This is a genomic window from Comamonas sp. UBA7840, assembly GCF_002501455.1.
Lineage (GTDB): Bacteria > Pseudomonadota > Gammaproteobacteria > Burkholderiales > Burkholderiaceae_C > Comamonas > Comamonas jiangduensis.
On sequence record NZ_DLTI01000016.1, the window covers coordinates 100,276 to 112,035 of the forward strand.

Annotated in this window: 6 protein-coding genes; 1 reads left to right on the plus strand and 5 read right to left on the minus strand. The window is 64.4% G+C overall.

Annotation, left to right across the window (positions count from 1 at the left end):
* The first annotated feature begins 10 nt into the window (after positions 1–10).
* Positions 11–1,168: a CMD domain-containing protein gene (locus B3R00_RS05040; protein ID WP_286997812.1), complete on the plus strand. Its 1,158-nt coding sequence runs from the start codon at positions 11–13 to the stop codon at positions 1,166–1,168.
* 88 nt (positions 1,169–1,256) lie between these two features.
* Here the strand turns inward: B3R00_RS05040 and B3R00_RS05045 are convergent, their stop codons facing one another.
* The 5 genes from B3R00_RS05045 to recC form a co-directional block, all read right to left on the minus strand.
* On the minus strand, positions 1,257–1,766 hold the full coding sequence (locus B3R00_RS05045; RefSeq protein WP_284214361.1) for a copper chaperone PCu(A)C: 510 nt from the start codon (positions 1,764–1,766) through the stop codon (positions 1,257–1,259).
* A gap of 73 nt (positions 1,767–1,839) precedes the next feature.
* Positions 1,840–2,226 (minus strand): hypothetical protein, encoded by a 387-nt coding sequence (locus B3R00_RS05050; protein ID WP_286997813.1) that lies wholly within the window; start codon positions 2,224–2,226, stop codon positions 1,840–1,842.
* A gap of 107 nt (positions 2,227–2,333) precedes the next feature.
* On the minus strand, positions 2,334–4,415 hold the full coding sequence (gene recD, locus B3R00_RS05055) for an exodeoxyribonuclease V subunit alpha (protein ID WP_286997814.1): 2,082 nt from the start codon (positions 4,413–4,415) through the stop codon (positions 2,334–2,336).
* The gene (recB, locus tag B3R00_RS05060; protein WP_286997815.1) at positions 4,412–8,113 is read right to left on the minus strand and encodes an exodeoxyribonuclease V subunit beta; all 3,702 of its coding nucleotides are present in this window, start codon (positions 8,111–8,113) and stop codon (positions 4,412–4,414) included. The genes recD and recB overlap by 4 nt, the downstream gene beginning before the upstream one ends.
* Entirely contained in the window at positions 8,110–11,643 is a 3,534-nt protein-coding gene (gene recC, locus B3R00_RS05065; protein WP_286997816.1) for an exodeoxyribonuclease V subunit gamma, read from the minus strand. Before recC ends, recB begins: the two co-directional genes overlap by 4 nt.
* Positions 11,644–11,760: the final 117 nt, after the last annotated feature.

Here is an 11,760-nt window from a genome sequence, read left to right on the forward strand (position 1 = left end):
AGAGTTTTCCATGACCGACACCATTGACCGCCTGGCGGGGCTGCGCGCCGACACCCCCCTGTTTGCCACCCGCCACGAACGCAGCAAAGTGGCCCTCGCCACCCAGGCTTGCGAAGACCTGTTGCTGGGCGACTCCCTGGCGGGAGACCTGTCCCAAGCCGAGCGCCTGGTCTTCGCGGCCGAGCAAGCCCGAGTCAGCGGCATTCCCGCACTGGAAGCAGAGTACCGCGCCCGCGCCATCGCGTTGGGTGATGCAGTATCGCCTGCCTTGCGCCGCATTCTGGAGACCGCCGGCAGCACCACCGGCAACACCCGTCTGGATGCCATGCTGCACTTTGTGCGCACCCTGGCACTCAACCCAGCCCACAGCGATCAAGCCACCTTGCTGGCAATTCCTGCGGCAGGCCTGTCGGTGGATGGCACCGTGCTGCTGGCACAACTAATTGGCTTTGTGGCCTACCAGGCACGTTTGCTGGCAGGTGTGCAGGCTATGGTGACCTTGGGCGGTGTGGCACAGCACATGGCTGCAACCACAGAAGCAGCCCCGTTTGTGCACCCCGCCAACTTGCCCGCCCCTGGCGAGCCTTTGCGCCGCAATGGCTTTACAAGCGAAACGCTGGACTGGAAAGCATGGCTGCCCGTGCTCGACCCCGCCACAGCCACACCCGCGCAACAAAAAGTACTGGAAGTCAGCCACCCCAAGGCCAAAACCATGGACTTTTACCTGCTGCTGGGCCGCCAACCCGAGGTCTTGCTGGAGCGCTCGCAAGCCTTCAACGCCATCATGTATGCGCCCGGCGGCTTGTCGCGGGCGGAGCGTGAGGTGGCTGCCACCGCTGTTTCGCGCAGCAACCGCTGCGTGTACTGCGCCTCGGTACACGCCCAGCGTTTTGAACAACTGGCCAAGCGCAATGACGTGATGGCCCAGCTGTTCGATGACCCCGACACCGCAGGCACCAACGCCCGTGAGCGCGCCATCATCCAAGCCAGCCTGGTGCTCACGCGCACCCCGGCCCAGCTGGGTGCCGGCCATATCCAAGCGCTGCGCGACGCAGGCTTGAGCGATTTGGAGGTACTGGACATGCTGCACTCCGCAGCGCTGTTTGGCTGGGCCAACCGGCTGATGCTCAACCTGGGTGTGGAAATCTGGCCCCAAGCCGCCGCCTGAGGCCACACGCAGCGCCAGCCGCACGCTGTGCCCCGCAAAAAAACAAGCCCTGCAGTGCAGGGCTTGTTTTTTTCAGGGCTTCACACCCTTAGTGGTTGTGCGCTGCGCCGTGGCCGGGGGCCGCTGCCGCGCCATGTGCGGGTTTGGGTGCCAGGCGCTTGACCGGCACTTGCAGGTGCAAGCGCGAAGTCTCGCCCTTGGCATCGGTAAACACCAGCGTGACAGGCACTTCACTGCCGTCTTGCAAAGGCGCTTTGAGCTGCTGGAACATCAGGTGATAGCCACCGGGTTTGAGTTCCACCATCTGGCCTTGGGGCAAGTCCAGCCCCTCAATCTGGCGCATGCGCATCACATCGCCTTCCATTTTCATTTCATGGATCTCGCCCGATGCAGCGGCAGGCGTCTCCACCCCCACCAAACGCAACGGCTCGCGCGCGGTCAGTTGCATAAAGGCGCCGCTGGCCTGCTGGCCTGGAACGCTGGCGCGCGCCCAGACGTTGTGCGCCTCGACGTGCGCGGCCTCGGGGTGCGCCCAGGCAGAAGTGATGACAGTGGCGCCCATCAGCGCGCCCAAGATCCAGTTGCTGGCTTTCAACATCTCAAATTTCTTTCACAAAATACACAAGCTCCACCGCGCTTGGCGGTGAGAAGGGGCAAGAAAAGCAGGATGTTTACAGCGGCGGGCCACGCGGCGGCGGCCAGTGAAAGGCCAGGTGCGAAAGCCGCACCTGCGCCAGCGCAACCGGGGCTTGCGCTGGCAGGCTGTGCACGCAACTGGTCTGTGCGCTGGTGGGTGGCGCCAGCACGGGCATGCACAAAGGGCAGTCAATCTGGTGGTGCAGCGCCGTGCCCAGGGCGTCACCGTGACCCGCATGGGTTGCCGGGCTAGGCGCCCATTGCGGCGCCATCTCCCCAGAGCACAAGCGCTCCACCCCTTGGGCGGCCAGCTGCGCCCGCGCCACAGGGGCCCAGACGCCCGCAGCCAGCACGCACAGCCACAGCACCAACACCGCAGTGATGGCGCTGCGTGCTGGGGGCGATGCAGGCTGAGACAACATGGTGCGCATTCTAGGCACGCCACCCCTTGCCGCAGCAAGTAGCACCCCATGAATTTATGCAAAATAAGGCTCTAACGCTTATGCAGCAAGCGCTACAAGCTCTCATTTCAGGAATTGAATTCCCCTTCCAGAAAACGCAACAATCCGCTGGAGCGGCGGGTGGGGCTGGCAATGGCCGCCGCCAGCAGGCCGGGGCGCTCTGCCATCAGCGTGAAGTGCTGGCGTGCGCGTGTGATGCCGGTGTAGACCAGCTCACGCCCCAGCACACCACCCGCTTGCGCAGACAGTACCAGCGCCGTGTGCTCAAACTCTGAGCCCTGGCTTTTGTGCACCGTCATGGCAAACGCCGTTTCCACATGGGCCAGCCGCGCCACGCTGACAGAGCGCAGTTCCTCCCCCTGCAAGAAGTACACCCGCAGCCCATGGCCCGGCGCTGCACTTGGCAGGGCCATGCCAATGTCACCGTTGAACACGCCCAGCGCTGCGTCATTGCGCTGCACCATCACCGGCCGCCCGGCATACCACTCGCCCTCAGCGGCAATCACGCCTTGTGCGCGCAGCGTAGCCACCACCGCCTGGTTCAGGCCTGCCACGCCCCACGCACCTTCGCGCACGGCGCACAGCAGGCGAAAGCGGTCAAAGGCCTGCAACACCTCGCGCACCCACAGGGGGTGGGCGGTGGCAAGGTCGCTCCTTGGCTGCACCTGTGCCCAGCGCTGCAAAGCCTGTGCGTAGGCGCTGTAACCGGGCGCATCACCCCGGCCATGCCAGGCAAGCGCATGCACAAAAGGCAGCCGGCCATCTTCCCGCATGGCAATGCGCGCTGCATCACCCTGCGCAGCCATTTCTGTCTGCAGCACCTGCACGCTGGCAGCGGCATCACCGGAATTGACGGCCGTGGCCAAGGCCGCAATCGGCCCCGCAAAACGGCGGCTGGCACGCAGCATGGCGGTGTGCTGCGCCAAGGCGGGGGCCGCCGCTGGCGCATGGAAATCCGCAGGAATGCGTTCACCCGCCACACGCTCGACAAAATCCACGGTGTCTGCGCCATAGCGGCCTGCTGCTGCATCACGGCACAGATCGCCCAGCACTGCACCGGCTTCCACTGAGGCCAGCTGGTCTTTGTCTCCCAGCAAAATCAGCCGTGCGGTGGGCGGCAAGGCTTCGAGCAGGGCTGACATCATTTCCAGGTGCACCATGGATGCTTCGTCCACGATCAGCACATCCACATCCAGCGGGCGGCCTGCGTGGTAGCCCCAGTGGCGCGTATCGGGCCGCGCGCCCAGCAAGGCATGCAGCGTGCGCGCTGCGCCCACGCGCTGCACCAGCCCGGGCAAGTCCAGCGCATCGCCCACACTGGCTTGCAAGCCGTGCAAGGCCGATTCAATCGATTGCTTCAGGCGCGCAGCCGCTTTGCCCGTGGGCGCAGCCAGCGCCACCCGCAGCTGGGCGGCATTCGGCGCCGTGGCAAACAGCAGCGCCAGCAAGCGCGCGGCGGTATAGGTTTTGCCGGTACCGGGGCCGCCGGTGATGACCGAGAAATGTCCTCGCAGCGCCAGCGCGCAAGCCACTTTCTGCCAATTGCAGTCTTCGGCGCCCGAAGGGGGAAAGAACGCATCCAGCCACTTGCGCGCAGCCGTTGCATCCAGCGCCACAGGGTGTGCCTGGCTGCGCTGCAGGATGTGGCTGGCTACGGTGCGTTCATGGTCCCAGTAGCGGCGCAAATACAGCAGGGGCTGCGCACTGTCGCTGGCGGCCAGTACCAGGGGCTGACCGTGGTCGGCGTGCCTGCCCACCACCCGCACCAAGGGGCTGGCTTGCAGCGCCACCAGCCAGTCGTGGCAGTGCACGGGCAGTTGCGCCCACAGAGCCTGCAGCGCAGGCTGCTCTTGCGCCTCCCAGCCCAACACGGCGTTGGGGGCGTTCACCAGTTGCACCAGTGGCAAGCAACTGTGGCCCCGCCCCTCCATCTGCGCCAGCACAGCGACTGCCACCAAGGTGCAAGGCGTTGCCTGTGTATCTTGCTCCTGCACCCAGGCAGCCAGTGCCACATCCAAGCGGCGCAGCATGCCCGCATCGGCCCAGTCGCGCAGCACGTCCAAGGTCAGCGCTGGTGTCAACGGTTGATGCGCCACAGCTTCCGCAAACATATCCAGCGTGGTGGTATCGCGTGTGCGTTTGCGACTCATGCGCTCACCTCTTCCAACAAAGCTTCCAGGGCATGCAACAGCGCCAGCACAGGGGGCACATGGTGCACGGCCTGCGCAGGGCCATCCAGCCCACGCAAAAAGTAGTACACCGCACCACCCAAATGCTGCGCAGGTTCATAGCCTTGCCCCAGGCGGCTTTGCAGCAGCCGGTGCAGGGCCAGCATGTACAGCGCAGCCTGCACGTCATAGCGGTGCTGCAGCATGGCCTGCGCCAGCGCGGCATCGGTATACGCTGCGGCCTCCACCCCCAAGTGGTTGGTTTTGTAATCCAGCACCCAATACCGCCCCTGGTGCGTAAACACCAAGTCCGCAAAGCCCATCAACATACCGTGCAGGCTGCGCTGCCCGGGCAAGGCCGGGCGGTCTTGCCCGGGCAAGATATGTTCACGGCACAAGGCATCGACGCGGTCGGCAGGCAACTGTGCCAAGGGCAGCCAAAACTCCATTTCAGGCAGGCGCAACGCCAGCTGCGCCAAGCTGCACTCCAAAAGGGGCAAGCGGTGGTGCACCACGGCAGCCAGCCAGCTGACTACGTCTTGCGCCTCATCACTGCGGCCTGCACGCTCACAGCGGCGCAGCAAGCGCTGGGCCAGCGGCCCTTGGCCATCGGCAGGCAGGGCAAAGTCTTCGCCCTCCAGCCACTCGAGCTGGTCATGGATGAAATTACCAACCAGTTCCCCGCGCTTGAAGCGGTGCCACACGGGTGCATCGGCGGCGGCCTTGTGCAAACTGGGCTTGCTGGCCAGCACCTCACCGGCCATGCGTTCATCATCGGCAGGTCGCATCGCAGCCACGGGCAGCACGACCTGAGCCTTGCCTGTGGCTCCACGCACCAGCGCAGAGAAGCTGGCAATGCCCCAGTTGCGATCAAAATCTGCCGTATACGCAGATGCTGCCTGCAGTGGCTGCTCTGATTCTTGCGAGCGCCACAGGCTGCGCGTGATCTCCTGCGGCAGCCGCTGCAGTTGCATGTCGGGGCACGATTGGGCCAGCACTTCCAGCGCCTGCCACCACTGTTGTGCGGTAGCTGCCTCGCCCCCATTGAGCAAATAGCCGCTGGCGCTTTCATGGTTGACGCAATGCTTGCTATTGCCTTTGCGCAGCGCCCCCAAGCCCATCCACAGAAGATGGCGCGGGCGGGTCAGCGCCACATACAGCAGGCGCAGGTCTTCACGCAAACGCTCGGTATCCGCCTGCGCCAGTTCGGCATCACTGGGCGAAAGCTCCAAATGGCGGCTGCCATCGCTTTGCGGCACGCGCACCAGGTCATCGCCGTAGGCCCGAAAGTCCGACGCGAATGGCAAAAACACGACCGGATATTCCAGCCCCTTGCTTTTGTGCACGGTCACAATTTTCACCAGGTCCGCATCGCTTTCCAGCCGCACCACCTGCTCGTCCACGCCTTTGCCTGGTGTTTCGATCTGCGTGGCCAGCCAGCGGATCAGCGCCTGCTCGCCCTCCAGCGTTGCGGCCGCGTTTTGCAGCAATTCCGCCAGGTGCAAAAAATTGGTCAAGCGGCGCTCACCACCGGCCTCGGCCAGCCAGCGCGCGGGCAATTGCATGCTATGCAGCGTCTGGCGCAGCATGGCAAGAACGCCCTGGCGCTGCCAGACACCGTGCAGCTTGCGCAGTTGCTCGCTGTAGCCGTCAAAGGCTTCATCATTGCTGGCAAGCCACGCCAGCTCGTCCAGGCTCAGGCCCATCATGCGCGTGGCCAGTCCAGCGCGCACACCGCGCACTTCCAAGGGCGCTGCCACGGCACGCAGCCACAGCTGCAGGTCTTGCGCCTCAGCGCTGGCAAACACCGAATCTTGGTCCGACAAGTACACCGAGGCCACACCCCGACGCTGCAGTTGCTGGCGCACTGCCGTCGCTTCCTTGCCTGTGCGCACCAGCACCGCCATATCGCGCGGGCGCAGCCGCTGCAAAGGCTGTCCTGTCTGCGCAAAACCCACGTGGGCATCGCTGAGCCACTGCACGATCTGCTCGGCACAGGCTGCGGCTATGTGCTGGCGCAGCGCATCGCTGCTGACCGGCGCACGGCTGTCGTTGTCCCCCTGTGTGTCGTACCACCACATCTGCAAGGCGGGCAATACCTCGCCATGGCTTTGCAGCACTTCCTTGCGCCCATGCGCACGCACCGGGTCAAACGGCAAGGGGTTGCGCACCTTGCCGTCTTCCCACTCGCGGAACATGAAGGCACCCTCGCCCGCGCGCTGCTCAGCCTGCACAAACCATTCGTTCACTGCCTGCACCACGCCCTGCGTGGAGCGGTAGTTCACATCCAGCACATAGTGACGGCCTTCGGTGGCCTCGCGGGCGCGCAAGTAGCTGTAAATGTCTGCGCCCCGAAAACCGTAAATGGATTGTTTGGGGTCACCAATCAGCAGCAGTGCACTGGCCGGGTCGTTGTCGGACGTGCGGTAAACGCGGTCAAACAGCCGGTATTGCAGCGGCGAGGTGTCTTGGAATTCATCAATCAGCGCCACTGGGTATTGCGCCACGATGCCGCTGCGCAAATTGGCACCGTTGTCACTGCCCAGCGCCGTATCCAGGCGCTGCAGCATGTCGGCAAAGCCAAAGGTGCCCGCTTGGCGTTTGAGCCATTGCAGGCGGGCTTGCACCTGCGCAGCCGCATGCAGGCGCAGGGCAATCGCAGGCTGCTGCACATTCTGCAGTTGCACCAGCAACTGCTGCAGTTGTGCAAACTCCTCGGGCAACAGCACATCCATGGAGGAGCCCTTGCAAGCCTCGGCCATGCCTTCGGGGCTGAGGCGGTGCGCGGCGGCATCACTCAACTTCAGGGGCGTGTGCTGCGGGTCTTGCGCCCACGCAGCCACGTCGCGCAGCCAGCCTGTGTAGCGCGCAGGTTGTAGCTTGCGCTTGTCCCACAAATACGCTGCGCCATCCAACTGCGCGTCCAGCCAATGCTGCAACCGCTGGGCCTTGGCCTCCCAGCCTTGGGCCAGGGCTTGCACAGCCGCGTCATAGTCATGCTGCGCGCGTTCTACACATTCGGCCAAACTGCCGGCGCCATGCGCTGCGGGCACCCTGTCTTGCCCCAGCCGCTGCATATCCGCCAGCAAGGCATCGACGTTTTTCCACACTCCCAGCACCACTTCCAGCTGCGCGCCGTTCAAGGGGTAGCACTGCTGGCGCCAGTAGTCGTGTACGGCATCCAGCAGGCGCTGGCTTTCATCGCTTTCCAGCGTTTCTTCAAACAGGTTGCCACTGTCAAACGCATGCTCACGCAGCATGCGCTGGCACCAGGCATCGATGGTGAAGATGGCGGCATCGTCCATGCTCTCCGCCGCCCTGGCCAGGCGCCATGCAGCTTGTTCGCGTTGCACCCCTTCGGGGTAGGCCGCCATTAGTGTCTGCAATAGCGCATCATGGGCGGCCACGGGCTGCTGCCCTCGAAAGCAAGCCACGGCGTCTACCAGCCGTGCACGAATACGGTCTGACAACTCCCGCGTGGCGGCACGCGTGAAGGTCATCACCAAAATCTCAGCGGGCATCAGCGGCCGGCTAAAGCCTTGCTCCCCCCCGTGTCCCAGCACCAAGCGCAGGTACAGGGCCGCAATCGTCCAGGTCTTGCCGGTGCCTGCGCTGGCTTCAATCAAACGGCTGCCATGCAGGGGGAACGTGGCGGCATCCAAGCGGTGGCGCGTGCTCATACGACTTGCCCTTCGCACACCACTTGTACGCAGCTGTCGCACCATGCATGCAGGGGCACATACACCGTCTGTGCCAAACCGGGCAGCTGACCGTCCTCGGTCAGCGCGGCGAAGTCCGCAAACAAGCGCTGCCAGCTCATATCTTCACACTCACCATGGTGTTTAAAACCTCCCTCATAAGCACTGGCAGCGGCTTGCATATCGCCCATGGGGGCTGCCAAGGCCAAGCCCGTTTTGTAGGGCAGCGGCAGCGGCTGGTTCATGCCTTGCTGCCACAAGGCCAGCAAGTCTTGCAGCGCCTGCTGCGCCAGTGCTTGCGGCATGGCCTGCACGTGCACGCTGGCATCGCGCCCAATCACGGTGCCCTGCACCTCTACACCACAGGCTGCAGCGACCACGCTGCGGATATACACCGGCAGCAGTCGATCGCGGCGTACCTGCCCTTTGCTGTCCCGCACATCACGCGGATCCAGCAGCAGCCACAGCGGCAGCACCCCCGGCACAGGGCTGGCGGGCAGCCACAGTGGATCCAGCCAGTCTTCCAGAACTGCGCCGCCGTGCACAAAGTGCAGGCGCTGGCGCGGCGCGGCTTGGGGGTACGCGGCGCGCACACGTTGCCACGCCTGCAGGCCGGGTAGTACGCTGTCCTGCAACTGCTGCGCCTCACGCTGGCCCAGACCGGCCAAAGGCAGCTGGCCTGCGCGCTGCAGGCTGTGAATGCGTTGTTGCAGCAGTTGCACGGCCACATCGCCATCGGCGCGCTGGCCTGCACGGGCCTCCCAATCGGCCACAAACTGCTGCTGCAGCGTCTGCACCAGTCCATAGGCTTGCAGGCCTTCGAGCTGAAAGACCTCGTCATCGGGCACCGCGCTGTCGTCTTCTTCAAAGTAGACGCTCAATCGCTGGCGGAAAAAAGACTTGGCGGGGTTGCGCACAAACTGCGTGAGCTGCGCCACCGTCAGAGGGACTTGGGCATCGGGCACAAACGGTGGCACCTTGGGCACAGCGGCCAGCACATCACCGGGCTGCGCCTGCATCTGCGCATGCGCGGCACGCCACTCGCGGGCATAGGTGTGCACCTTGGAATCTGCCTCAAAGTAGCGGCGGCTGAAGGGCTGCAGCGGATGGCTCCAGGTGCGCTCTTGCAGCAAATCTTCCTCGCCTTGCCAACCCGCGGCAAGATACTCGCGCAACTGCGACACCAGCACCGACGGCGGTTGTTCGCTGTTGTCGCGCACATGGTGACCGGCCCAGCTGATATAGAGCGTGCGCCGCGCTGACAGCACGGCCTCCAGCATCAATTGGCGGTCGTGGTCACGCCGCGCACGGTCACCGGGGCGGTACTGCCCGCTTTGCTGCATCAGGTCAAAGTCATTGCGTGTGGCGCGGCGCGGGTAGTCGCCATCGTTCATGCCCAGCAAACACACCACTTCAAACGGAATCGCCCGCATGGGCATGGGGGTGGCAAAGGTCACACCGCCTGCGCGAAAACGCTGCTCCAGCGACGGCTGCTCCAGCGCCTGCAACCAGGCTTCCTGCGCCACAGCCAGTGGAATTGGCTGCGCGTAGCCAGCTTGGTCGCAGGCTTCTTGCCAGCGGGCCAGCGATTGCTCCAACCCGTCGAGCAAGGCCTGCTCCACATCGTCTTGCGGCGCAAACATGTCCTGCGCCAGCTGGCGCAGGCGCTGGACCCACACATCGGGCTGCGCGTCTTGCAGCGCATCGCTCCACCAGCGCATCAGGCGCTCCAGCACGGCGGCCAGCACACCGGCCAACTCGGCATCCAGTCCGCCGACTTCGTCATACGGCTCAATCGTTCCCCACGCTGGGGTTTGCTGCATGCCGTTGTCAGCGGTAATGCTGCGACCACCTGTGGCATAGCCCAGCAGCATGCGGCGCAGGCCAAACCATGCGCTGTTGTGGTCGCCACACGCCGCCAGCCCCAAACTGCTGCGCTGTGCGTCACTGAGGCCCCAGCGAATACCGGCACCCGCCATCCACTGCGTGAGTTGGGGTACATCTTGCGCGGCCAGCCCAAAGCGGGCCGCCACGGCAGGCACATCCAGCAAATCGCACAGCTCACTCAGGCGGCAGCGCTGCTGTGGCAGGCGCAGCAGCCATTGCAGCGCCACCAGCATGGGGCTGGCGGCGCGGGCGCTCAGGTCAGCAATATCAAACGGGATAAAACGTGCATCGGTGCGGCCATACTGACCAAACACCGCCCGAATCGAGGGCGCGGCTTTTTGAATGTCCGGCAGCATGACGATGACATCGCGCGGCTGCAGCGGTGCTTGCCCCGGCGCGGGCGGCTGCGCCAGCAAACTGAGCAGTTGATCGTGCAGTACCTCCAGTTCACGCACCAGGCTGTGGGCAATGTGAAAAACGATGGAGCCATCGCTGGCGGGAATGCGGTGTTCAGGCTGCGCAACCCGCGGGTGCTCCTGGAGCGGCAGCAAATCGCGCATGCTGCGCTGCACCTGCTGCAGCAGCGTGCCCTGGTTGGCTGGTGCATCGTCAAACACATCTACACGGGGCCACACCGACGGGTGCACGGTATCCAAGGTCTGATCGAACTCATCCAGCAACCGCACATAGTCGCGGCTTTGGCGGCCCCAGGCGGCCAGCAGCGGGTGGGCATGGGCGTGCATGGCCTCCAGCGGCACCAGGGCCAAATCACGTCCGTGCTTCAGCGGCTGGCGGCGGCGCTGCATGCGCAGCAACTCGCGCCCGTCAATGGCATCGGCCCAGTGGTAGCGGCACGGGTTGGGCACGGCCAGCACCACTTGGGTGTGGCGTGCCAGTGCATCCAAAAAGCCCAGCATGGCCAGCGGCACATGGCTGAGGCCAAACAGCACCACGCGCGAAGCCACCTGCACACTGGCGGGCGGCGCCTCGCGCAAGGTGCGCAGTACCAAGGCTTGCAAGGCGGTGCGCGTTGCGGCTTTTTCCGACTCCGTCAGGTCTTGCACAATCGCGCGCCACAGCAAGGGTTGCCACTGCTGCCCAGCGGGCAGGGCTTGCTCCGGCTTGCCCAGTTGGGGCAGCACATCATGCCCGGCCTCCCACGCCTGCAACCAGTCTGCACGGTAGATTTGGTACTGGTCGAACAGGTCGGCCAGCCGCTCTGCCAGTTGCAACAAACGCTCTGGCTCCTCGGCACGCAAGTAATTCGCAATCGGGGCAAAGGCGGGCTCGTGCAGGCAAGCAGGCAGCAAGCGCATAAGGCGCCACGTCAGCGGCACTTTCTCCAGGGGTGACGCTGGTGGCACCGCCTGCTTGCCCAAAATCTGCCGGTAGGTGCGCCAGATAAAGCGCGCAGGCAACTCCACCTTAGCGGCAGCACACACACCCAGTTGCTCGGCCATGCGCATCTTGAACCACTCGGCCGTGCCATTGCTTTGCACCAGCACGATTTCTTGCTCCAGCGGCGCCAGCGGATGCGCGCGCATCCATGCCATCAGTGTGTCAGCCAGGGTTTCGGTGCAGTTGCCATGCAGGGCCACCAGACCCGGTGCGATTGAGCTTGCCAAGAAGGCTCTCCCTCAGAATGTCGTTGCTTGCGTGAAGTTGCCAAGACTGCCACGGCAGCCACAGACCAGCAAGCGTAATGCACACCCACAGACAAATAAAAAAATGAGCATGTAGCG

What these genes read in the sequence shown, in the direction of transcription:
- B3R00_RS05040 (WP_286997812.1), top strand. Translation starts at nt 11, where the DNA reads ATGACCGACACCATTGACCGCCTGGCGGGGCTGCGCGCCGACACCCCC.
- B3R00_RS05050 (WP_286997813.1), bottom strand. Translation starts at nt 2,226, where the DNA reads ATGTTGTCTCAGCCTGCATCGCCCCCAGCACGCAGCGCCATCACTGCG.
- B3R00_RS05045 (WP_284214361.1), bottom strand. Translation starts at nt 1,766, where the DNA reads ATGTTGAAAGCCAGCAACTGGATCTTGGGCGCGCTGATGGGCGCCACT.
- recB (WP_286997815.1), bottom strand. Translation starts at nt 8,113, where the DNA reads ATGAGCACGCGCCACCGCTTGGATGCCGCCACGTTCCCCCTGCATGGC.
- recD (WP_286997814.1), bottom strand. Translation starts at nt 4,415, where the DNA reads ATGAGTCGCAAACGCACACGCGATACCACCACGCTGGATATGTTTGCG.